The 24398-nt window shown below is 42.6% G+C and carries 22 protein-coding genes; 11 read left to right on the top strand and 11 right to left on the bottom strand.

The annotated features are described in order from the left end of the window. Positions 1-326: 326 nt before the first annotated feature. Both uxaC and V7K31_RS10230 read right to left on the bottom strand, forming a co-directional pair. A complete protein-coding gene (gene uxaC / locus V7K31_RS10235; protein ID WP_335094162.1) occupies positions 327-1748 on the bottom strand; it encodes a glucuronate isomerase in 1422 nt (473 codons plus the stop codon). A gap of 92 nt (positions 1749-1840) precedes the next feature. Beyond that, positions 1841-2869 (bottom strand): LacI family DNA-binding transcriptional regulator, encoded by a 1029-nt coding sequence (locus tag V7K31_RS10230; RefSeq protein WP_335094161.1) that lies wholly within the window; start codon positions 2867-2869, stop codon positions 1841-1843. Positions 2870-3159: 290 nt separating this feature from the next. Here V7K31_RS10230 and V7K31_RS10225 point away from each other — a divergent pair, with 290 nt between their 5' ends. The 10 genes from V7K31_RS10225 (at position 3160) to V7K31_RS10180 (ending at position 15550) form a co-directional block, all read left to right on the top strand. Then, entirely contained in the window at positions 3160-3648 is a 489-nt protein-coding gene (locus tag V7K31_RS10225) for a gluconokinase (RefSeq protein WP_335094160.1), read from the top strand. A 181-nt stretch (positions 3649-3829) separates the two neighbouring features. Beyond that, positions 3830-4726: an inositol oxygenase family protein gene (locus V7K31_RS10220; protein ID WP_335094158.1), complete on the top strand. Its 897-nt coding sequence runs from the start codon at positions 3830-3832 to the stop codon at positions 4724-4726. A 619-nt stretch (positions 4727-5345) separates the two neighbouring features. Next, entirely contained in the window at positions 5346-6332 is a 987-nt protein-coding gene (locus V7K31_RS10215) for an ABC transporter substrate-binding protein (RefSeq protein ID WP_335094156.1), read from the top strand. Positions 6333-6463: 131 nt separating this feature from the next. After that, positions 6464-7516, top strand: a complete 1053-nt coding sequence (locus tag V7K31_RS10210; RefSeq protein ID WP_335094154.1) for an ABC transporter substrate-binding protein — start codon at positions 6464-6466, stop codon at positions 7514-7516. Positions 7517-7949: 433 nt separating this feature from the next. Beyond that, positions 7950-9506 (top strand): sugar ABC transporter ATP-binding protein, encoded by a 1557-nt coding sequence (locus V7K31_RS10205; RefSeq protein ID WP_335094153.1) that lies wholly within the window; start codon positions 7950-7952, stop codon positions 9504-9506. Further along, positions 9503-10498: an ABC transporter permease subunit gene (locus tag V7K31_RS10200; protein ID WP_335094151.1), complete on the top strand. Its 996-nt coding sequence runs from the start codon at positions 9503-9505 to the stop codon at positions 10496-10498. Before V7K31_RS10205 ends, V7K31_RS10200 begins: the two co-directional genes overlap by 4 nt. 170 nt (positions 10499-10668) lie before the next feature. Further along, positions 10669-10794, top strand: coding sequence for a hypothetical protein (locus V7K31_RS10195; RefSeq protein WP_335094149.1), 126 nt, complete (start codon positions 10669-10671; stop codon positions 10792-10794). After that, complete coding sequence (locus V7K31_RS10190) at positions 10769-12169, top strand: sugar porter family MFS transporter (protein WP_335094148.1); 1401 nt, start codon at positions 10769-10771, stop codon at positions 12167-12169. Before V7K31_RS10195 ends, V7K31_RS10190 begins: the two co-directional genes overlap by 26 nt. A 384-nt stretch (positions 12170-12553) precedes the next feature. Next, positions 12554-13600 (top strand): Gfo/Idh/MocA family oxidoreductase, encoded by a 1047-nt coding sequence (locus V7K31_RS10185; protein ID WP_335094146.1) that lies wholly within the window; start codon positions 12554-12556, stop codon positions 13598-13600. A 336-nt stretch (positions 13601-13936) separates the two neighbouring features. Continuing rightward, on the top strand, positions 13937-15550 hold the full coding sequence (locus V7K31_RS10180) for an iron uptake porin (protein ID WP_335094145.1): 1614 nt from the start codon (positions 13937-13939) through the stop codon (positions 15548-15550). Positions 15551-15560: 10 nt separating this feature from the next. Here the strand turns inward: V7K31_RS10180 and V7K31_RS10175 are convergent, their stop codons facing one another. The 3 genes from V7K31_RS10175 to V7K31_RS10165 form a co-directional block, all read right to left on the bottom strand. Next, a complete protein-coding gene (locus V7K31_RS10175) occupies positions 15561-15797 on the bottom strand; it encodes a 2Fe-2S iron-sulfur cluster-binding protein (RefSeq protein ID WP_334823399.1) in 237 nt (78 codons plus the stop codon). Positions 15798-15922: 125 nt separating this feature from the next. Next, positions 15923-17407 (bottom strand): cobyric acid synthase CobQ, encoded by a 1485-nt coding sequence (cobQ, locus tag V7K31_RS10170; RefSeq protein ID WP_335094143.1) that lies wholly within the window; start codon positions 17405-17407, stop codon positions 15923-15925. A gap of 261 nt (positions 17408-17668) precedes the next feature. Continuing rightward, positions 17669-18073, bottom strand: coding sequence for an Npun_F0494 family protein (locus V7K31_RS10165; RefSeq protein ID WP_335094141.1), 405 nt, complete (start codon positions 18071-18073; stop codon positions 17669-17671). A gap of 214 nt (positions 18074-18287) precedes the next feature. Between V7K31_RS10165 and V7K31_RS10160 the strand changes: the two genes are divergently transcribed. Beyond that, positions 18288-18725 (top strand): peroxiredoxin, encoded by a 438-nt coding sequence (locus V7K31_RS10160; RefSeq protein WP_335094139.1) that lies wholly within the window; start codon positions 18288-18290, stop codon positions 18723-18725. Positions 18726-18802: 77 nt separating this feature from the next. On the opposite strand, the gene V7K31_RS10155 is transcribed toward V7K31_RS10160, so the two are convergent. The 6 genes from V7K31_RS10155 to V7K31_RS10130 form a co-directional block, all read right to left on the bottom strand. Further along, complete coding sequence (locus tag V7K31_RS10155) at positions 18803-19204, bottom strand: hypothetical protein (RefSeq protein WP_335094137.1); 402 nt, start codon at positions 19202-19204, stop codon at positions 18803-18805. Between the two features lie 33 nt (positions 19205-19237). Beyond that, the gene (locus tag V7K31_RS10150) at positions 19238-20125 is read right to left on the bottom strand and encodes an ABC transporter permease (protein ID WP_335094135.1); all 888 of its coding nucleotides are present in this window, start codon (positions 20123-20125) and stop codon (positions 19238-19240) included. Beyond that, positions 20122-20253 carry a hypothetical protein gene (locus V7K31_RS10145; protein WP_335094133.1) on the bottom strand — a complete coding sequence of 44 codons (132 nt, stop codon included), beginning with the start codon at positions 20251-20253 and terminating at the stop codon, positions 20122-20124. The genes V7K31_RS10150 and V7K31_RS10145 overlap by 4 nt, the downstream gene beginning before the upstream one ends. Positions 20254-20365: 112 nt before the next feature. Continuing rightward, positions 20366-21385 (bottom strand): ABC transporter ATP-binding protein, encoded by a 1020-nt coding sequence (locus tag V7K31_RS10140; protein ID WP_335094131.1) that lies wholly within the window; start codon positions 21383-21385, stop codon positions 20366-20368. 407 nt (positions 21386-21792) lie between these two features. Further along, positions 21793-22536, bottom strand: a complete 744-nt coding sequence (locus V7K31_RS10135) for a hypothetical protein (RefSeq protein WP_335094129.1) — start codon at positions 22534-22536, stop codon at positions 21793-21795. A gap of 233 nt (positions 22537-22769) precedes the next feature. Then, positions 22770-24239, bottom strand: a complete 1470-nt coding sequence (locus V7K31_RS10130) for an aminotransferase class I/II-fold pyridoxal phosphate-dependent enzyme (RefSeq protein ID WP_335094127.1) — start codon at positions 24237-24239, stop codon at positions 22770-22772. Between the last annotated feature and the right edge of the window lie 159 nt (positions 24240-24398).

The following is a 24398-nucleotide window of genomic DNA, read 5'->3' as shown; positions in this document are numbered from 1 at the left end:
ACGAACTCCGTTCTAACACACTCTACAATACCTAATTTTGTTCAAAAATCAAATAGTAATCCTATAGCTTTTCCTAATCAAATGAGTTACATCATAGCCCCCTCATCGCTTGCGGGGAGGGGGTTGGGGGTGGGGTTCAGTACCTACTCAACTGAGAACCCCTATATTTAATCTGGGAGCGAATTGAGGGGTGAAATTTAAACGCAAAGTAGCGCAGAGGGAAGCGCAAAGGTACGCGGAGAATTTCTAGATGGAGGGAGGAAAAAGAGATTTTATGAGTGACGTTGAAAGGGGTAATCTAATGGCTTGATTTGGGAGAATTGGTATTAGTTTAGTTTGTAAGCAACTTTTGCGAGGTCGTAGGCTAAAGCGCGGGCCATGTTGTAGGCTTCTTCTTCTTCTAGCAGTCCCCGTGTTACCAATCCGGCTAACCAGTTACAAGCTACTCGCCGCCAGACATTGTGACGAGCGGGAATAGATACGAAAGCGCGGGTATCATCATTAAACCCGGCAGTATTATAAAGTCCGGCAGTTTCCATTACCTGATTGAAGTAGCGCTCCATGCCATTTACGCTGTCGTGAAACCACCAAGGCGGCCCGAGCAGTATGGTGGGATAATGACCGGCTAAGGGAGCCAATTCTCGGCTCAGGGTGCTTTCATCCATGCCAAAAAGAATTAAGCTAAAGCGCTTGTCATTTCCGTAAGCTGATAACAATGGGCGCAGATTTTGAGTCCATTCTATTTTTAGCGGAATATCAGCACCTTTATCAGATCCAAATCTCTCAAATAAAGCGGCGTTATGGTTACGCATCACACCACAATGCATTTGCATCACTAAGCCATCTTCCACACTCATCCGAGCCATTTCTATGAACATATTACCCGTAAAATGTTCTACATCTCCTGGATTGAGCTTGCCGGTTAATGCTCTAGCAAAGATAGCTTCTGCTTCTTGGTCGGAAAGGCGGGTGGTATAAGGTGTAGCTGCACCTTGATCGGTAGCTGTCGCACCCATTTTTTTAAAGAAAGCTCGACGTTCTTCTAAAGCTTGCACAAAAGCAGCGTAAGTATTAATTTCTCTACCAACAGCGCTTTCCAATTTGGTAAGATTTTCGCGCCAACCAGGAGCATCCAAGTTAACTACTGCATCTGGTCGAAAAGTTGGTCTGATTTGAGTAAAACCTTCTTCGTGGAGCGATCGCTGATTCTCTAGGCTATCACTGGCTGCATCGGTAGTACAAAGCACTTCGATGTTAAAGCGTTTGAATAAAGCACGAGGGGAGAACTCAGGCAAAGCTAACAGACCTTCCAGGTGATCATAGATATGTCCAGCATTGTGAGAGTTTAAAGGTTCATCTACGCCAAAGACGTTAGTTAGTTCCTCTTTCAGCCACAACCCGGACGGAGTACCCTGGAATAGATAAAAATGTTCGGCGAACAATTGCCAGATTTTGCGGTGGTCAGTTTCTGGCGGTGAACCATCACTGGTAGGTATGCCCAAAGCTTGCAGAGGTACGCCCCGACTATAGAGCATCCGCAAAAGGTAGTGGTCAGGGATAATAAATAATTCGGTCGGTGAACCAAAACGGGCTGCTGGATTAGCTAATAAGGCTGGATCTACGTGACCGTGTGGGCAGACCAAGGGTAGCGCAGATATGCTGTCAAAAAATTGATGGGCTAGTCGTCTTTGAACTGGTTCTGGAGAAAAGCAGCGATCGGGAGATAAAGTAGGTTTTTTGGTTAACATAATTTTTGTTTGGTTAAAATTTTTAGTTGTGCTGAGTGAAAATATGAATTTGCCTCACGCCCAGACGCAGATAAACCTCGTACATTTTAAGATTACTTACTTAATGCTGCACTACTACCACGCTGTACTAAAAAAGGAGATAAAACGCGGTTTTCTACAGTTTTTTCTTCTAATAAATCTAGTAACATTTGCATGGCATAGCCACCAATTTCTAACATTGGCTGGCTGACTGTGGTCAGTGCTGGCGTTACATAACAGCCTAAAGCAATACCATCAAATCCGACGAGACTTAAACTTCGCGGTACTAAAATACCTAATTCTTGGCAGGCTAACAGAGCGCCAACCGCCACCATATCGTTGTAACAAAATATGCCTGTCACTTCAGCAGTCAATAGTTTAGCAAGCATATTTTGTCCGGTAGCAACATCGCTGATTCTGGTATCATATTCGTCACTAATTGCGATCCAATCAGTATTTTGTGGGAAACCAGCTTCAGCCAGAGCCATTCGATATCCTTCTAGGCGCTGCTGATTCGACCTGCTGCGATCGCCTACACCCAGATAACCAATAGCGGTGTGTCCCAGACTTATTAGATGCTCTACGGCTAATTTAGCACCTAAGCGATCGTCTATTGCCACTGAATGAAATATTTCGGATTGATCTTCGGTCTGGCTATTAATCAGAACTGTGGGCACAGCAATTTGCGTTAGTTGTTTGGTATGCTGTTTACTAATTCGTGAGTCGGCTACTAATATCCCGTCTACTCTCCGGCGATGAAAAGTATCAATAGCTGCTATTTCCTGCTCAAAATCTCGGTGTGAAGCACTTAACAAAACACTCAAGCCTGCTGGTCTGGCTATCTTCTCGATTCCCTCTACAACCTCAGCAAAAAAGGGATCTGCAATGGAAGTTACTACTACACCAATGGTATTGGTGCGTTTATTTTGCAAGCTTTGAGCAATAGCATTCGGTACATAGTTCATCTCCCGCGCCAGTTGCTTAATTTCTTCTCGCACTTTCGGGCTAATTAGAGCGTTATCTCGCAAAGCGCGTGAAACTGTAGAATGAGAAACACCTGCTCTTTGAGCAATATCTTCAATTGAAATTCTTCGTTTATTCATTTTCCATTTTCATTCTTTTATATTAAGTAAGTGGGTCAAATTAAATATAAAACCTCACCCTGCCTCCGGCTTCCCTCTCCTTAATAAGGAGAGGGATTGAGGGTGAGGTTTGATCTTATATTTAATTACGCCTACTACTTGATGCACACCTGTGCATTAATATGTATTATAGAAAATAATCGTTATTTGTCAAGAGATTTAATACAACTCACATTTTGCATGGAACCCACCTACTTAGGAGTCCTGAATTCTATCTTCGTTTCAATAACTTAACTTTTCTTAAGAAAAAAATGATAATTATCCTCATGGGTGTATCTGGTTCTGGCAAAACTACGATAGGAAAACTGCTAGCAGATTCCTTAGACTGGGAGTTTAGCGACGCTGATACTTTCCACTCGCCAGAGAATATTGAGAAAATGCGGCGCGGTATTCCTCTGAGTGAAGCTGACAGGATGCCTTGGTTGCAAGATTTGCAAACAGCTATTAAACACTGGCTAGAAGAAAATCAAAATGTGGTGCTGGCGTGTTCGGCTTTAAAAGATAGCTATCGGCAATTTCTGGTATTTGATAGCGATCATCGCATCAAGCTAGTTTACCTCAAAGGGTCTTATGAGTTGATTCAAATGCGGTTGAAAGAGCGTAGTAATCATTACATGAGCGAAAAACTCCTCAACAGTCAGTTTAATACTCTTGAAGAACCATTGGATACCATATCTATGGATATTGCACAGCCACCCCAGATAATTGTCCAAAACATTAGAACGGCTTTGGGAATTTAGCTTATTGGTGACAACCGTAAGATTAAGATTAATCACGTCTCTACGAAAACCTCAAAGACGAAATGAAACTTAACACACGTTCATGCACAGGTGTGCAAAGATAAGTTCAATAGAGTTTTTGCACACCTGTGCATAGAGGGAAAGTACCATTTAACAAATCAATATCGACAAGTCAAAAGATATGTCTCAAACTCTAAATAATGCCATTGCTCAAACTCAAAACAATCCTTTACATTCGCTAGAAGAATGGGAAGAAGACTTACTTAATCGCTATCCCGATCCGCACAGCATAGTTAAAGAAGGTAAAACCACCGAAGAGTACAGGAATTACGAAGCGCCTACTAGAGACACGGTGAAAGAATTCTATCGGTTAAATCATATCAATCAAACCTATGATTTTGTATTAGAGAAAAAAGAATACTTTCTGAAGTTGGATAAGAAAGAAATGTCTGTCTGGGATGCATTGGAATTTTTGAATCAATTGGTTGATGATTCCGATCCTGATACAGACTTAGATCAGTTACAGCACCTATTGCAAACATCAGAAGCTATTCGCGCCGATGGCCACCCAGACTGGATGGTACTTACTGGTTTGTTTCACGATATGGGGAAGGTACTTTGCTTATTTGGTGAACCCCAATGGGCAACAGTAGGCGATACTTATCCTGTGGGTTGTGCATTTTCTGATAAAATTGTTTTCTCGGAATTTTTTAAAGAAAATCCTGATTACAATAACCCTATATATAATTCTGTATATGGTGTGTACGAGCCGAATTGTGGCTTGAGTAATGTACAGATGTCATGGGGGCATGATGAGTATGTATATTACATGATGAAAAACTATTTGCCCGAATCTGCATTGTATATCCTCCGCTATCACTCATTTTATCCTCAACATCGAGAAAATGCTTACGAGCATTTGATGGATAAACACGATAAAGAAATGTTTCAATGGGTGAAGTTATTCAATCCCTACGATCTATATTCAAAGAACCCTAATCCTCCTGATTGGCAAAAATTAAAGCCTTACTATGAAGATTTAGTGGCTAAATATTTACCCACAACTTTAAAATTATAAATCTCCGCTAATAGATTTCAAAGAAACCATTCCCCTCCTAGAGTATTAAGTTTTCTCAATTAAACTTAAGTGAAATATATTAAGTTTTTTAAACTCTATTTAAGCTGAAAACTACTTAATTTTCGCAAATGCTCCAGGACAAACAAAAAGTTTAAACTAGATAAAGATGGAACAGTTTTCTTGACTTTGTAAAGTTCGATAAACGGCGCTCATATTTGGAATAATGCAGGTTAAACTAAAATTAATGTAAAACCAAATACAAATTCGCAACCTTGATAACATTAGGTTCTAATAATTTTACTTAAACGCTATTTTTAGCGCTGGCAATTCCAAATGTAGTTTCACAAATAAAATGTGATTTTTTGATGCAGCGTAATGTTCATAGTTTTGCTTTAAGAAACAAAACATCTAAATTTAGGGCAATTCACAGCACTAACTCAAATCAGGTAACAATATAAGACCTTTGAGAATAATTTAAATTATCAAAACCAGCAGTAATGGTAGGTTATGTCTGAAAACTTCAGACATAGCTTATATTGTGATAGCTTGGCAAATCTTTCTTCTCCTGACCTTTTTCAAATTTAAATTCCGTTGTTAGAAATAGATGAATATGAAGAGAATGTCCCTTATCGTTGGCATATTAGGTTTCGCTGTTGTTGGTTGTACAAATGGCTCTCGAACTGACAATATTGCTACTAATACTGTTACCAACACTAGTTTAGAGAGTCAGGTAAATGCTCCAAATAGAAAATTGCAAACAATCGGCGTTGCTCTTGGTGATTTGGGCAATCCTTTCTATAATGCAGTGCAGAAGGGGGCTGAGATAGAAGCCAAGAAAATCGGAGATAATATTAGAGTTAATGCGGTTTCCAGTGGCTTTGACCTTAATCAACAAACCAACCAAATCGAAAATTTTACGGCTGCAAATACTGATCTAATTATCCTCAGCGCTGTTGACAAAAAAGGAGTTAAACCAGTTATTGACCAAGCAAGACTTGCAGGTAAAATTGTGATTGCAGTAGATTCAGCCGTTGATGCAGATGTGGATGCGATGATTAGCTCCAACAATACCCAAGCGGGAGAGATTGGTTGCCAATATATTGCCGATCGCATCAAAGGTCAAGGTAGTGTAGTCATCCTCAACGGTACTCCGATGGACTCAATCAATCAGCGAGTGAGTGGCTGCCTTGAGTCATTGTCTAAATATCCGAATATCAAACTCATCTCTAAAGACCAAAACGCCGAAGGGACTAGGGATGGAGGACTGAGAGTGATGAGCGATTTGCTCACAACCTTTCCCAAAATTGATGCCGTTTTTGCCACGAACGATCAAAGCGGTGTTGGTGCAGATTTAGCTGCTAGACAAGCCAGACGTAAAGAATTTTTTATTGTTGGGGTTGACGGATCACCAGATGCAACCAAAGCAATGGAAGATAAAGATGGTGTATTTTCTGCAACTGCTGCTCAAAATCCCTCAGAGATGGCTCAAAAAGCGGTTCAGATTGGCAATGATATCATTCAGGGCAAAAAACCTGAGTCACCTAACATTCTGATTCCAGTCAAGTTGGTTACTAGAGAGAACCTCAGCAGCTACAAAGGCTGGTAATACTAATTCGTAATTCGTAATTAGGACACACAGAAAAAGGCTTGATACACGAGGATTACAATACTTTACCCTGTTTTTTAAATAGATCGTTTCCAAATTTGGTGTAAGGAAGAATGACTTCTAGGAGATATATGAATATGAAAAGGATTGCGTTTACCTCTGGTGTTACGGTTCGTGTAATTGCAGCTAGCATATTAGGTATTATCAGTGGTAGTCTTGTTGGCTGTACAAATACTCCTCCCGATCGCAACACTGCTACTAACACTGATCCAAAACCGGCTACCAATATAAGTGCAGAGAATAAAACTGCCACTGGGAATACAAAATTACGATCAGTTGCCTTCACTGTTGGTGATTTAAGTAATCCTTTCTTCGTCCTCATGGGACAAGCAACTGAGGCAGAAGCGAAGAAAATTGGCGGTAAGGATGTCAATGTTAGCGTAGTTTCAAGTGCCTATGACCTCAATCAACAAGCTAATCAAATTGAAAATTTCACTGCTGCCAATACTGATATCATTATCGTCAATGCTGCTGATAAAAGTGGCATTAAGCCAGCGATTGAAAAAGCAAAACTTGCAGGTAGAATTGTCATTGCCGTAGATACAGGTGCTGAAGGAGGTGTGGATGCCACCATTACTACTAATAATGTCCAAGCTGGAGAAGTTAGTTGCAAATATATTGCTGACCGCCTCAAAGGTAAAGGCAATGTAGTAATAGTTAACGGACCGCCAGTGGACTCGGTGATTCAACGAGTTAGTGGCTGTGAGAATGTATTCTCAAAATATCCCGATATCAAAATACTCTCTAAAAACCAGAATGCAGAGGGTAGTCGGGATGGAGGACTTAGAGTTATGACTGATTTGCTGACAACCTTTCCGAAAATTGATGCGGTTTTTGCCATCAATGATCCGAGTGGAGTCGGCGCAGAACTAGCAGCTAACCAAGCACAACGTAAAGATTTCTTTATTGTCGGGGTTGATGGTGCGCCAGAAGCTATAACTGCGATCGCTGCTAAAGATGGTTTATATGCGGCGACTGCTACTCAAAATCCGCGAGGGATGGCCCAAAAAGCAGTTCAAGTTGGCAATGATATCTTAAATGGTAAAAAACCAAGTAGTTCTACCATTTTGATTCCAGTTAAGTTGATCACAAAAGACAATGTTAGTACAGAAAAAGGCTGGTAAATAATAAAAATTGTGAATTTGCAATTGGAAATTATGCCTAATCTGAATCCTTTGATGCGTTTGTAAAGTTTTTGCACATACCTATAATGTCCGGCGGTTTTCACTTAAATTAATAGACATCTCATATCCAGTTCCTTGCTTTTCCCTGACAAAAGATCGATTTGGAGAGAGGTTAAAACTTTATTACACCCAATCGAAAACCGCTATGTATGTGCATTAGCGGAAAGTCTGAGTTCCCATTTATAGTACTCAGAAATTCCCTAGACAGTCTTCATCAACTAACGTTAATAACAAAGTATGAAAATATATTTTCTCAAGTTGTTCTTTTCAAACTAGTGGTCAGCTTTTAAAACATGATTTTGTGATTAGGTATGAGTTGATTAATTTCTAATTCACAATTGCGAATTTTAAATTTTTTTTACAGGAGATGTCCATGACAACAACTACTGAAACCTCATTTCCTGATGCACCAACTAGCACCCCGGTGTTAGAAATGCAAGGGATTACGAAACGATTTCATGGTGTATCTGCGCTCCAAAATGTTAATCTGACGATTTATCCGGGAGAAGTCCACGCCCTCATGGGTGAAAACGGAGCAGGCAAAAGCACATTGATGAAAATCCTGGCTGGGGCTTACATTGCCGATGAAGGAGAAATTCGCATCAATGGTCAACCCCTGAAAATTACCGATCCGGCCACAGCACGCAAGTCAGGGATTAATCTCATTTATCAAGAACTCAATGTTGCACCCAATTTAACCGTTACCGAAAATATGTTTATGGGTAGCGAGTTGCGGCGAGGTCAGTTTTTAGACCGCAAAGGGATGCAACTTGAAGCCGAGGAAGTACTGGAAAGCCTTGGAGCCAATTTTACAGCGCAGACTGTAGTTGGTACCTTGTCGATCGCAGAACAGCAACAAGTGGAAATTGCACGAGCGCTGAAGGACAAAAGCCGCGTTTTGGTGATGGATGAGCCAACCGCAGCCCTATCTGACCGCGAGACTGAGCATTTATTTGAGGTAATTCGCAAACTGCGGAATGATGGCATTGCGATTATTTACATCAGCCATCGGATGGAAGAAATCTATGCCTTAGCTGACCGGATTAGTGTACTGCGTGATGGTCAATATATTGGTAGTCTCACCCGCAGTGAAATTTCTCCACAGCGATTGGTGCAGATGATGGTCGGTCGCTCCATGCAAGACTTTTATGAACATCAACGGCAAATGAATCCTGGCCCAGTGGTGCTGGAAGTCAGAAATATGAGCGACGCCCGCAAGAAGATTGAGCCGGCTAGTTTTCAACTTCATGCTGGAGAAATTCTTGGTTTAGCGGGACTGGTTGGTGCAGGACGCACAGAACTATCGCGGCTGATTTTTGGTGCAGACCGTAAAGCTAGTGGTGAAGTATTTTTGAATGGTAAAAAACTGGAAATTAATACGCCCAGTGATGCCATTGCTGCGGGAATTGGCTACGTTCCAGAAGACCGCAAAGACCAAGGTTTATTTCTGGAGATGAGCGCCCGGAAGAATATTGCCATCAACACACTCAAGCAGGATGCAAAGGTTGGAATTGTTAACTGGGGTTCAGTGAATCGTCTGTCAACAGACGCGGTGGAAAACTTTAATATCCGCCTAGCCAATTTGGAAATTAGAGCGCTGGATCTTTCTGGTGGTAATCAACAGAAGCTACTCCTAGCGCGTTGGTTAGCCATTAAGCCGAGAGTCCTGATGTTAGATGAGCCAACACGCGGCGTAGATATCGGTGCCAAAAGCGAAATTTACCGAATTATGAGCGAATTGGCAGCGCAAGGTGTTGCTATTTTAATGGTTTCCAGCGAACTATCGGAGATTGTCGGCATGAGCGATCGCGTCTTAGTGATGCGAGAAGGCCAATTGGTAGGCGAACTGGATGGCAGTTTTGGTAAAGAAATTACCCAAGAAAAGATTATGCACTATGCAACTGGAGCATCGGAGGTATTAGCATCATGAGTCAGACAGTCAGACCTCCCAATAAATTAGCCAACAATCCCGTATCCCGCAACCGGAAATCAATTAGCACTCTATTAGAAGTTGCGGGTATTCTGCCAATCTTAGTAATTATCTGCATCTTATTTGCATTCCTTTCTCCCAACTTCCTCACCGGCGGTAACATCGTTAATATCTTGCGTCAGGCATCAATCAATATTGTGCTGGCGACCGGAATGACCTTTGTGATTCTCACCGGAGGTATTGACCTTTCAGTTGGGTCAATTTTAGCTGTTTCTGCCGTAGTTGCCCTGCTGGTATCGCTACTACCGGCTTTAAGTTGGGCGGCCGTACCTGCTGCCTTGCTTGCAGGATTGTTTTTGGGCTTACTCAATGGCGCTCTCATCACCTTTTTAGATGTGCCACCTTTTATTGTCACGTTAGGTTCACTAACTGCCTTACGGGGTGTAGCCTTTTTGGTTGCCAAGGGGACAACGCTGATTAACCGGGATATCAATTTTGCTTGGGTAGGTAACAGTTATGTCGGTCCTCTGCCGTGCCTAGTAATCATTGCGCTACTGACCGTAATCGCTAGCTGGTTTGTGTTGCGGCAAACTGTTTTAGGAGTGCAGATATATGCCGTCGGTGGTAACGAGCGGGCAGCCAGATTAACTGGGATTAAAGTTAATCATGTCTTGCTATTCGTCTATGGTATTAGTGGATTACTAGCAGGTTTAGCCGGAATAATGAGTGCTAGCCGTCTCTATAGTGCTAGTGGCGTATTAGGTCAGGGTTATGAATTAGATGCGATCGCAGCTGTTATTCTTGGTGGAACCAGCTTCACAGGTGGTATTGGTACCATTGGCGGCACCCTTCTCGGTGCATTAATCATTGCTATTCTCAACAATGGTTTAACCCTGTTAAACCTCTCTTACTTCTGGCAACTAGTCGTCAAAGGACTAGTAATTATTTTGGCAGTAATGATTGACCGCTTACGCAGACGTTCCAGACGTTGAAGAATTAAGGGGATGGGTACTGGGGAAACGCGGAGAATAACTAACTAACGCCGTGTGCAACTTTCTCTCAAACCTAACCCCCAACCCCTTCCCTACAAGGGAAGGGGAGCAAGAATCAAAGCCTCTCTCCCTGTGGGGGAGAGGAATGGAAGTGGGGTTTTAAAAATAAGTTGCACATTGCGGTAACTAATGCCCAATGCCCAATGCCCAATGCCCAATGCCCAATGCCCAATGCCCAATGCCCAATGCCCAATGCCCAATATATAAACTATGTCTTCCACTACTGCTCGTCGTAAATCCAACACGTTATATGTTGTTTTGATTGCTGGTGCTGCTGCCCTCGGCGGCTTTCTGTTCGGTTTTGATACTGCTGTAATCAACGGCGCGGTTTTATCTCTATCAAAAGCTTTTAACACCAGTAGTTGGCTGACTGGGCTAGCAGTGTCCCTAGCGTTGCTGGGTTCTGCTGTCGGAGCCTTCTTTGCCGGACAGATTGCAGACCGTTATGGTCGAGTTAAGGCAATGGTGGTCGCTTCGGTGTTGTTTACTATCAGTGCCATTGGCTCTGGGCTTGCCTTTACTATCTGGGATTTTATCTTTTGGCGATTATTGGGTGGGATTGGAATCGGCGTTGCTAGCGTCATTGCTCCAGCTTACATTGCGGAATGTTCTCCCACCCATTTGCGGGGAAGGTTAGGATCTCTGCAACAATTAGCGATCGTAGTGGGAATTTTCGTCGCCTTATTGAGCGACTACTTTATCGCTGTGTCAGCAGGTTCAGCAGACTTGCCGTTTTTGTTTGGGGTTGCAGCTTGGCGCTGGATGTTTTGGACAGCAGTCCCACCAGCGATATTCTACGGGATGGTGGCTTTAACAATTCCTGAATCCCCCCGTTACTTAGTTGCCAAAGGACGGGAGCCAGAAGCTGCTAACGTTCTGACTAAGATTTTGGGGGGTGATGTGCTGCCAAAAATTGAAGAAATTCGGCAGACAGTGCTTCGTGAACGCCAGCCTAAGTTTTCTGACCTGTTGGGTAGAAGTGGCGGACTCCTCCCCATTGTTTGGATAGGAATAGGCTTATCTGTACTCCAGCAATTCGTTGGTATTAATGTAATCTTCTATTACAGCAGCGTTTTATGGCGGGCAGTCGGGTTTTCCGAAAAAGATTCCCTAACAATCACGGTGATTACAGGAGCCGTAAATATTATTACAACACTGATTGCGATCGCCTTCGTAGATAAATTTGGTCGCAAGCCCTTGCTCATACTAGGGTCGATTGGCATGACCTTGACTTTGGGGACGATGGCTTCTATTTTTGGTACTGCTCCGGTAGATGCTGCTGGGAATCCCGCTCTCACCGGAAGCGTAGGTACTATGGCTCTGATTGCAGCCAACCTCTATGTGTTTTGCTTCGGTTTCTCCTGGGGGCCAGTAGTTTGGGTGCTGTTGGGAGAAATGTTTAATAACAAAATTCGAGCTGCTGCACTTTCAGTTGCTGCTGCCATGCAATGGGTTGCCAATTTCATCATTTCCACAACATTTCCTCCCATACTGCAATATTTCGGTCTAGGTTCTGCCTATGGACTCTATACAATTGCTGCGGCTACCTCATTCTTTTTCATTCTCTTTTTTATTAAAGAAACCAAAGGAATTGAGTTAGAAGATATGTAATTGGCATCAATACTATTCGGTTAAGGCAAGAGACGCGATAAATCGCCGTCTTTACAATAATCAGTCCTTCGTCCTGACAGCGATTTATCGCGTCTTTGGAATCTGGCGATTTATCACGTCTTTGGGAGCTATAGCAATCCTATCTGAGTTGTGAAAATTACTGTTTTAACGAACCGCAGAGGCGCAGAGAGCGCAGAGAGAGGAATCTACAAAAATTTTCACAAATGATTTAGGACTGCTATATTATTTTCATCAAATAACCTTAACCGAACCGTATTGGGATTGCTATAAATTTTGTGGGTTGGCCAACATGAGCGCCCTGATTATCCAAACTTTATGTGGACAACTAAATACAAACTCTCGCTTCAGTAAATCACTAAAAAGATGGAAACTATCAATACGGCTCTTTGTTCTTATGGTGTGTCCGGCATGATATTTCATGCGCCGTTTATTGATTTGCATCCCGGATTTAAATTAGCCGGTTCTTGGGAAAGAAGTAAAAAGCTGATACAGGAACATTATCCTGGGGTAAAAAGCTATCCTTCTTTGTCAGCATTGCTAGCAGACGATAAAGTAATGTTAGTGGTGGTAAATACCCCCACTTATACCCATTACGATTATACTAAACAGGCTTTGCTTGCAGACAAACATGTAGTGGTAGAAAAAGCATTCACCACAACAGTTGCAGAAGCCAAAAAGCTGAAAGAATTAGCCCAAAAACAGGAGAAAAAATTATCTGTATATCAAAATCGCAGATGGGATAGTGATTTTAAAACAGTTAAAAAAATTGTACAGAAAGGCTTGCTGGGTGATATTATTGAAGCAGAATTTCAAATTCAAAAATATAAACCAACCCTCAGCCATAAACAACACGTAGAAGTTCCAAGTCCAGGGGCAGGAACATTAAACAATTTAGGGCCGCACTTAATAGACCAGGCTTTGGATTTATTTGGGATGCCTGATGCTATTTTTGCAGACATCCGCATAACTAGGCTGCGATCGCAGGTAGATGATTATTTTGAGTTGATATTATACTACGACAAACTGCGCGTCAAATTAAAAGCAAGTTTTCTTGTGCGTGAACCTGCACCCGCCTACATCATACATGGCACTAAAGGTTCTTTTCTCAAAAGCAGAGCCGATAAACAAGAAGAGTATTTAGTAGCGGGGATGAAGCCTAATGCACTTGATTGGTATACAGAGCCGGAAAGTGAATATGGCTTGCTTCATACAGAAAAAGACACAAAAGTAATTCGGGAAAAAGTAAAAAGTTCACAGGGCAGTTATTTAGGTTATTACGATGCGGTATACAAATCCATTGTTAATAATCAGCCAATTGCTGTTACTGCCGATGACGGAATTAATGTAATGCGGATTATAGAAGCGGCGATTAAAAGCAGCAATGAGCAAAAAGTCATAGCGTTGCTTTAAGCAACCTAAAACTTAAACTCAAAATATGTAACTTTAATGATGCTTATAGCGTTTCCTAATCACATGAGCTACATCATAGCCCAATACGCTTGGTTAAGAATTTCTTTCTTCTCTTTGCGTCCTCCGCGCCAACTCTTGGAGACGCTGCGCGATAGCGGTTCGTTAAAAAATTGACTTTGATAACAAAGTTTTGGCCTTAACCCAAGCGTATTGCATCATAGCCCCCTCCCCGCAAGCGAGGAGGGGGTTGGGGGTGGGGTTCTTGTAGCTTTTTCGTTCGAGTGTAATCTCTTGATTTACAAAGTAAAAATTCAACCATTTTCAACTAATAAATCAATGCTAAAAATTATTTTTCATAGCTTTTTCCTCCTATTTTTTGCAGTTCCAGCAGTTTGGGCAGCACCTCCAGAAGATAATTCTAATGCAGCAGATGCTAATAGAAATTTGGAGGGACAAGTCAATTCTGTTTCCCAGTTTTCTGATATTAAACCGAGCGATTGGGCATTTCAGGCACTGCAATCGCTAGTGGAACGTTATGGCTGTATTGCAGGTTATCCTGACGCAACCTATCGCGGCAACCGTGCTTTGAGTCGTTATGAGTTTGCAGCTGGTTTAAATGCCTGCTTAGACCGGGTGAATGAATTAATTGCTGCGGGTACTAATGATTTAGTCAAGAAAGAAGATTTGGCAGTGCTGGAAAAATTGCAAACAGATTTTGCAGCAGAATTAACAACTCTGCGTGGACGGGTGGATACGCTGGAGGCACATACAGCAACGCTGGAGGGGCAGCAATTTTCTACTACTACCAGGTTGAATGCTCAAATTATTACCGCTATTAGTGATACTTTTGGTAATAGAGTGGGTGGCGAACGCGATGAATCCCGTATCTACTTTGCAAACCGTGGTCGTCTCAACTTTGAGAGCAGTTTCACAGGCAAAGATTTGTTGCGAGTCCGGCTAGAATTTGGTAACTTTACGAATTCTAATGGTACAAGCCAAATTGCCGCAGCCACAGGCACAGGGATGACCCGCCTGAACTTCGATTATGACAGCAACAATACACTTTTTGTTCCCCACATCCGTTACTACTTCCCAGTCAGTGATTCTCTTAACTTCGTTGTTGGTCCCACAGGCATTGGTTACACCGACATTTCCACCACAGTCACTCCCCCCACAATCGCTGATGACGGCAATGGGGTTCTCTCACTTTTTGGGTCATATAGTCCCTTATTCCGGCGAGGTGGCGGCGGTGCAGCCGCTAACTGGAACATTACCAAAGACTTGATTCTCACCTTGGGCTATTTAGCAAGCAGTCCCAATGTCCCGTCGGCTAGTAACGGCTTGTTTGATGGTGGCTACAACGCCCTGGCGCACTTAGCCTATTATGGTAAGCAAGGAGCTATTGGTGTGGCCTACTCTCATGGCTATAGCCCTGCTGGAGTAGTCGATGTCGCGGCTGGGACGGGTAGCGCCCTGTCAAACGCTCCCTTTGGCAACAACATTGCTACTGCCAACGATATTGTCGGCGCACAGGGATTCTATCGCTTCTCCCCGAATTTCCAAATCCACGCTTGGGGTGGATATATCTGGGCAAATGCCAAGAACTCTGGTTTGAGTGATATTTCCAATGGTAGAGGTGGAACAGATTCTCTATTTGTGAACAGTGGCGACAATGCCAATGTCTGGTTTGGGGCAATTGGGATGTCGTTTCCAGATGTGGGGGGTAGGGGTAACTTGCCGGGAATTCTCTTTGGTATACCGCCGCGTGTCTCTAACAGTGATGTCCGTCAAGACCGAGACAACGCTTACCATATCGAAGCATTCTATCGCTACCGACTAAATGATAACATCTCAGTGACTCCTGGTTTTTGGGTGATTCTCAACCCGGAAAACGATAACAGAAATGATACACAGTATGTGGGCGTGATTCGCACAACCTTTGATTTTTAAAAAGGCGACATTACCAAGTTGGGTCACTAAATAAATTAATCGTCAATTCTTGGCGTGGCGGTACTGCTGTGATACAAGCGCGGACGATCTCTCCATCCTCTAATTCGACAGTGCAAGCGTGACAAGATCCCATGAGACAACCTGTGGGAATAAATACCCCAGCCCGATCTGCTACATCTAAGAGGGCTTCTCCCACTTCGGCATCTACTGTGACATCATCTGGTAAAAAACGGACACGAACAATCATTAATGTTACGCATTCAATTTAGTCTTGTCATTTGTCCAAAGTCCAATTGTAAATGACTAATGACCAAAGACCAAAGACAAATGACAGTTTGAACGAAAAAATGTGCGCTTTTTATGTATTTTAGCTTAAGACAAAAACAGACTTAAGTCTAAATGGCTTTCAACTTCGGTGGCTAGGGAGTCCAAAATCTGCTCTCGCTGTTCCCGGTAGTTAGCAACACCTGTGGGTAAAGATTTTAAACCCCGTTGTTGACGAAGGCGATTTAACCAAGCCCGTCGCCAAGGACCATTGTCAAAAAGCCCGTGCAGGTAACTTCCCCAGACTGATTGACAACTATCCACTAACCCTAAATTAATATCGTCAAATAGAGCATGGTAGGATTCGGGATCTATACCTTGCTGTTCGATGCGCGATCGCCCTTGGTGGATTTCAAAGCCATTGACTGGCAAGCCCTGTTGCGGATAATTTGAGGTAACTTGGCGCTGGCGGGCAATTTTTTGGCCTGTAATTACAGTTCTGATTGGTAAAAGATTTAACCCCTGAAATCTCCCAGCTTGTCCTTCTATCCCTTCTGGATCAGCGATGATTTGACCGAGCATTTGATAGCCGCCGCAAATACCTAAAACCGTGCCACCGGAGGCAGCATAGTGTTGGATAGCTTCTGCCATACCGCTTTTTTGCAGCAGTAGCAAATCAGCAATTGTAGTTTTTGTACCAGGGAGAATCACGGCATCAGGATGTCCCAAATCTTGCTTAGGGCTGAGGTATCTCACTGAAACTGTACTTTCTGATTCCAGTGGGTCAAAGTCGGTGAAGTTGGCAATTCTGGGTAAGCGGATGACGGCAATGTTGAGATCAGTTTGGGGTTTATTAGACGACGATTGACGTTCTAGCAGGTCAAGGGAGTCTTCTGCTGGAAAGACTTCTTGTAAGTAAGGTATAACACCGATAACGGGGATACCTGTACGTTCTTCTAGCCATTTTATTCCCGGATCTAGGAGCGATCGCTGTCCTCGAAATTTATTAATTACTACACCCTTAATTAAGGCGCGTTCATCTGGTTCTAATAACTCTAAGGTTCCAACTACATGGGCAAAAGCACCACCCCGATCAATATCAACCACTAACATCGTTGGCGCATTCAAATATTTTGCCACCCGCATATTAGTTAAGTCGCGGTGTTTGAGGTTAATTTCTGCTGGACTACCAGCACCTTCACAAACCACCATGTCAAATTCTGTTGCTAAATGCTGTAGGGATTCTTCAATTGTCCGCCACCCCAGGTCAAAATATTGCTCGTAGTAATCTGAGGCACTCACTTTACCTACAGACCTACCTTTGATAATTACTTGGGAAGTCATATCCCCTTGAGGTTTAAGTAAAATTGGGTTCATTTCTACCCAAGGCACGACTCCCGCCGCCCAAGCTTGCACTGCTTGGGCATAGCCAATTTCTCCACCACTGGCAGTGACATAAGCATTTAAAGCCATGTTTTGACCTTTAAAAGGAGCCACTCGCCAGCCACGCCGCGACAGAATGCGACAAATAGCTGTAGTTAAAAGTGATTTCCCTGCATGGGATGTTGTCCCCACCACCATAATTGATTTCATAGTCGCTATTAGTTAGTTTTTCCAGATACAGGCTGAATTTTTAGGAGCAAACAACAGGGGAGCAGGGGGAGCAAGAATTTTAGATTTTAGATTGAAATTTAATCCAAAATTTAAAATCCAAAATCCAAAATTGAATTGCCCAATGCCCAGCATCACAAATTTCAGTTAAATGGTTATGGTAAAGACTTCATGAAAAGATGTGATGTTTCCGTATATATTGTTCCCTTTGATTGCCTAATCCTAACTCTTTGGTTTTTTATTCTAAAAAGGTATCCGTAACCAACGAATCACAGCATCGGATAAACGATCGCGCCATGAAGGAGTCCGCCAATTTTTTCCCTGATATTGCTCCACTAACTGCCGTCCCAAGGGAGTGAGGCGAAAACCATCTGTAATCCCCTGCCCATCAACTTCTCGCCGCAATACACCCACTTGGATCAGCCAGCCCAACGAGTTGTCACACGTTAATTCTGATAAAGGGCGTTTAGTATAGCCTTGCTTGAGTCCATTTTCCAGAGCGATCGCACTCAATGACACGCTCTGGTGTCCCATGACTTCAAATAAAGATAGATTAAAGGGTGAACAGACTAGCGATCGCTCGGCTCTTGCTACTGTGCTTTGAGGATAGACAAAAATATTTGGGTTTTGGGAATCAACAGCAGCCATTGTGTATGGGGATAAATTTTTTTCTAATAAAGATTTATTTTAAATATAAAACCTCACCCTGCCTCCGGCTTCCCTCTTTGAACTCACCGAGAGGGATTGAGGGTGAGGTTTGATCTTATATTTAATTACGCCTACCTACTTAATTATATTTAATCAATATAAATTAATGTAAAATTTCAAGTGCATCAACAATCTGAAATAGGAAAGGTTAATTATGTCTCTACCAGTTGGTACGAATGCACCTGCATTTACCGCCAAAGATACAAACGGTAATACAGTGTCGTCATCTGATTTTGCCGGGAAAACGGTCGTTTTGTATTTTTACCCCAAAGATGACACGCCGGGATGCACCAAACAAGCCTGTAGTTTTCGGGATGCCCAGTCTCAATATCAAGGTAAAGATATTGTCATCTTGGGAGTCAGTGCAGATGATCAAGTCTCTCATCAGGCATTTACCCAAAAATATAATTTGAATTTTCCCTTACTGGCTGACAGCGACAAATCTCTCATCAAAGCTTTTGATGTGGATGGCGGTGGTTATGCCAAGCGTGTTACCTACGTAATTGACCCCAACGGCAAAATTATCCATGTTGACAGTGCTGTAAATACTACCACCCATGCTAGCGATCTTTTAGCTTCACTTGGGCTGTAGTTTTTTACCTGATAATTAAAGATTTTTTAAATAGTTTGAACCCCAAACCCTAGAGGTTTGGGGTTCTTTGTTTGAATTCAGTTACCTGATGGTAATGTAACTGATCGTGGTGTACGTGGTGTAAGTGATGGTAGTGTAACAGATGGCGAACCGGGAGTTGCTTGTTGTCGATCTGGAATTAGTTTTTGTTGCCTTGCTTTAAAGGCTGCGGCTGCTGAGTCTAGTTCTTCGTTCTGTTGGTCAGAATTCCAGTTGAGAGTTCCGAAATTTGCCCGATGAATCAGGTCAAACATGTTGAAATTGTCTGAGTTTGAACGGGAGAAAGGATCGGTATTTTGGTCTGTTGTACTCGTACTCGGAAAAGCATCTGCTGGGCTGACTTGAGCCGAACTGGGTTGAGCCATCAGCAAGGAAGCAAAGCTAATTCCTGCTACGGTAGCTACAAAGAGTCTAGTAATTTGTAAAAATGGTTTTTTCATGGTATTTTTACCCTAAAATTGCTCTATTTTATCTTAAACAAGACTTCGACGCAGTTGGGGTTGAATACTCAGTAAGGCGACAAGGGCAAAGCCAAACAACACCAGCAACGCTCCCCCAAAGGTAACATTACCCCAAGGAGCCTGCATCACTACACTACCTAATCCCCAACTATTGTGAAGATAGAGATAGCGAATTGGTTCGATCGCATAGCTGAGAGGATTCAGGGTAGCCACAACCTGCAACCACTGAGGCATGAAGGATAGAGGTGCCAAAGCAGTACTAGCAAACAACAATGGCAGGTTAGTCACAAAAATCACTGCAATCAATTCAATGTGTCCGGGTAGGGTAAAAGCTAAACCGAGGGAGATGGCTGTTACACCCAAAGCTAAGAGAAAGACAATTAGAGCGATCGCACCCAAGCCAGCTGCATCTGGTAGTCCAGCGCCCAAGAAAGCCGCCGCCGCTACAATCACTGCTGCTTGCAGCAAACTTTGGCTGATGATGAAGATTGCCGAAGCAAAGACGATGGAAAACCGCGATGCTAAGGGTGCTACTAGCAAACGATTCAAAAAGCCGAACTCGCGGTCAAACATTATGGGTAAACCAGCATTCAGCGCCCCAGCAAAGGCTGTAAACACTATTATGCCGGCAGCCAAAAATTGCCCGTAATTTGTCGTATTGCCAAATATACCTTTGGGAGCATTTTGGAACAAAGCCCCAAATAGTACTAACCACATCACTGGCTGAATAATTCCAGCAATCAAAGATGAGGGACGGCGTTGCAATTGAATGAACAAGCGACGAGTTAAAGCCAACGTCTCTTGTACCAAATCACCGAAAAAGTTAGGTGCAGTATTAGCGTCAATTTGTGGTAATATCGCTGGCTGCCAATTTAGATCAGATTTAGGAGTAACACTCATAGCAATTTGGGATTAATTGGGGATTGGGGATTGGGCATTGGGGATTGGGCATTGGGGATTGGGCATTGGGCATTGGGCAAAACAGTTCCGAGTTCCTCTTTTCCCAGTAAAGAAGTGAGATTTCCCACTCACCACGGGCTAAACCATAGCTATCCGTTAACAGCAATCAAAACTTAGCACTGATGAGGGGCATTGTAATTATTTTCATTCGCCATGCCCCATGCCCCATTCGCCATGCCCCTATCTCATATTCTGCTTTTTCTCAGCCTTGGGATCGCGGATGGCAACAGCTGCGAGTTCTGCATCCATCAGTGTGCGTCCTGTAGCGGCGAGATAAACGTCATCTAGGCTGGGGCGAGATTGGGCGATGCCAAATATGGGCAAGCCAGCAGCATTCAGCGCTTGCTGTATGTTAATCAGAACATCATTCTGAGGTGTCACCACCAAGTTGAGGGAATTACCTTGAGCGCTGTTGACGATCGCTTCTTGTACAAATGGCAAAGGTTGCAACAGGTTTTTAGCTTTTTCAGCTTCCTCTATGGGGGAAAATTCCCGAATTCGCAAGGTGATGCGATCGCCCCCGACTTGATCTTTTAATTGTGAAGGTGTCCCAGAGGCAATTACCACGCCCCGATCTATAATTGCCACGCGATCGGCTAAAGCGTCAATCTCTTCTAAGTAATGGCTGGTAATTACTACCGTCGTCCCAGAGGCGCGTAATTTTCTCAGGAATTCCCATACCACAAAACGGGTTTCTATGTCAAGTCCCACAGTTGGTTCATCCAACACCAAAACATCTGGCGAATGGAGTAACCCAGCAGCCAAGTCTAGGCGCTTGCGTAAACCGCCAGAGTAGGTTCCTGTCTTTTTGTGAGCGTATTCTTGCAAACCGAGTAAATCTAATACCGTCTGAATGCGCTGTTTGGCGATCGCACCTGGGAGGTGATAAAGTGCTGCTTGTAATTGCAGAAGTTCTTTTCCAGTCAGCACCTTATCTATAGCGACTTCCTGAGCTACATAACCTAGTCGTTGTCTTGCCCGTCTCGGATTATCTAATACAGAGATGCCAGATACTTCGATTTTGCCAGCATCAGGTGTGGTAAGTGTACATAAAGCACGCAAGGTAGTAGTTTTACCAGCACCGTTCGGGCCAAGTAAACCAAAGATTTCTCCTGATTCTACCTGAAAAGAAACATCCTGGACGGCAACCACTGTACCGTAACGTTTTTGCAGATTCTGAATTAAAACGGCGGGAGCCATGACAGCTAATCCCCAACTATACAAATCTCAATAAAGTCTATCTTTATTGTAGAAGGTAGGAAGTAAGGAAAGAGCGCATGAGCGAAAATCTGTAAACAAGTTCGCGTCATACGCCATGCTGGCAAAAATTTCTGATTATTTTAAGCAAGTTGCTTGATTACATTTGTGGCGAAATAAACCAAATACTACAGCAATTAATCCTAAACCTGAAAGATTTGCAGGCTCTGAAACCTGAGTATGAGTGGGAGGCTTAGTGCAGTACTGAGTTGGGAGATTCGGCAGATCATCATTAAGTTTATTTTTGTGTAAATCTAAGTATTTACACAGTGGATTGATTAAAACTAATCTTGGGTTTGAGTACAATCTTATCTTCAAAAAAATCTATGTATTGTCAACTTAAGTTAGCTTTATCTACCATTTCCTGGTAGTAAAAGTGGCAGAATTTCCTTTAAGCCTTCAGGTAGCTTAGAGAATCTTTCAGCTACACTAATCATACTATTAGTTTTTATTGCCACAGTTATAACTTTTCCTGCCCATTCTCTGGCTTTTTCTGACATTTGAGCCCACTTTATAAGTATTCCTCCACTTACTTCTTCGCTGACTTTTGCCAGACCACTTGACCCTCTAATTCGATAGTTGAGAATTAATTCTTCAATTTTTCTAAGTTTATTAATAAGAAAGATTTTGGTTTCTTTCTCTATATCTGAATCACGAATCTCATCTTGTAAATCTCTAATTTCTTCTTGCAGTTCTTCTAATTCAATGGGTGAAACTTCTCTAAGACCCTTAGCTGTGGCTGCTAATAAATCTCCACAAGCATCTATTAAGTCTAAGGTTTCTTCTGTTATCTGTGCTTTAAGAATTCCCCATTTAACACTAAATATTTGGTTACTTAAGATAACTATTTGGATTTTATCAAGCGCCTTTAGAAATTTATCAATATTGGAAATTTCTAAATCCTTAATGTCATTTCTTACCTCATTCAAAAGTACTATTAATTGTCCAAGTTTCACGGATATGTCAGCAAGATTAGAAGCGTCTCCTCCTAGCACTTTAACCCAGACATTCACTATATGTTTCTCTCCATCTTCATTCCAAGCTTCTTTAAGAATGCTGTAAAGCTTTTTACCTGAGCTACTGATATCTGACATATTCCTAAATAATTCCTAAGCTCCATTTAGTACTATAGTATACATTAGTAACAGTTTACTTGGTGATTTTTACTTATTAAAATTTAAGTATTTTGGGAAGATTACCGTATTAATATTGATAAAATTTCTATAATTAAATTACTTAAGTTTTTCATAAAACTAAAGGAAGTGGTTGCTAGCGTCACCTACCAGTGCCGAGCAACAGCGCCTAACGGTCATGTTATATAATTACCTTATTTCACAACTTTCAAGGTTTTGAGGCTTGTGTCATTGCAACCACTGATAAATCCTCCCATCGCCTGAATTTGTTGCAAATAGTCAAGGACGGGTTTGGCGATCGCTTCTCCCGGCATTAACACGGGAATTCCTGGGGGATAGGGACAGACTATTTCGGCACAGATGCGATCGCTTGTTTGTGCTAGAGGCAATGTTTCACTAACAGCAAAAAAGGCTTCACGGGGGGAAAAATGTAAAGGATGACTCACTTTACTTAAAATATTTTGCCAGATATTGTTATTAATAGTCAAGTTGGTTCGGCGATATTCTTTGGCAAGGGTGGTAAAACCTTGGACTAATTGCTCAATATCGGCTGGGGTGTTGCCCAAACTAATGATCAAGGTGAGATGTTGTAGTGAGGCGAATTCAGCAGTGACAGCAAATTTCTGATCCAGAATTTCATCTGCTGCAAATCCGGTTAAGCCTAAACCATAAACTGTGACAGTTAGCCGCGTTTTATCTAAAGCCACAAAGCCGGGAGATTCGCCCAACCGAGGCATTTGGAAAACTGATAATCCCGGAATTTCGCCGATTCTGGTTCTAGCTTCCTCAGCAAGTTGCAAAGTGCGAGACATCAGCATTTTTCCGTGGAGTGCCATTTGCTGACGCGCTGCATCTAAAGAAGCTAAAAGTAAATAACTAGGACTAGTAGACTGTACAAGTTGCAAAGCTTTACTGATGCGATCGCCATCTATCCTATTACCTTTGACGTGCAGCATTGATGCCTGTGTCATCGCACCGAGTACTTTGTGGATGGATTGTACAGTTAAATCGGCACCTGCGGCTAAAGCTGGAGTGGGGAATTCTGGATGAAAGGCAAAGTGTGCGCCGTGTGCTTCATCTACGAGTAGAGGGATATTATATTGATGAGTAACGTTGGCGATCGCATTCAAATTTCCACAAACGCCGTAATATGTGGGGTAAACTGTCAACACTGCTTTAGCGTCGGGATGCTGTTGGAGTGCAGATTCTACAGCATTAGGCGTGATGCTGTGGGCAATATCTAAAACTGGATCATATTCAGGATTGAGAAAAATCGGTATTGCACCGGAGAGAATTAAACCAGCGATCGCCGAAGAATGCACATTCCGAGGCAAAATGATTTTATCGCCCGTGCCACAGGTAGCGAGAATTGCTGCTTCAACACCACAGGTAGAACCATTGACAAGAAACCATGTTTGCGAAGCGCCAAAAGCCTCAGCCGCCAGTTGTTGTGCTTCTTGAATAACGCCTTGGGGTGCAAAGAGATTATCTAAATCTGCCAATTCGGTTAAATCAGCGCGAAAGACAGCTTTGCCAAGTAAATCAGTTAAAGGTTGAGAAATTCCCTCACCTTGTTTATGTCCTGGGGTGTAAAAAGGCGCATGGGGTCTTGCTGCATTGGCTTTTAAAGCATTTAATAAAGGTGTTTGGTTTTGATTGAGCATACTAAGGAACGCGGATTAAATAAAATACAAAACCTCATCCTATCTCTAGCTTCCCTCTCCTTTATAAGAGGATGTTTTAAAAGTTGAAGCGGGTCAAAAATTATGCAAGTCGCCTGACCATAATACGTATCATCGCAATATAAATAAAAGTCTCAGAGG

Source organism: Nostoc sp., from assembly GCF_036917675.1.
GTDB lineage: Bacteria > Cyanobacteriota > Cyanobacteriia > Cyanobacteriales > Nostocaceae > Nostoc.
Note: the sequence above shows the minus strand (reverse complement) of the source record. Positions and strands in the feature narration are given on the sequence as shown.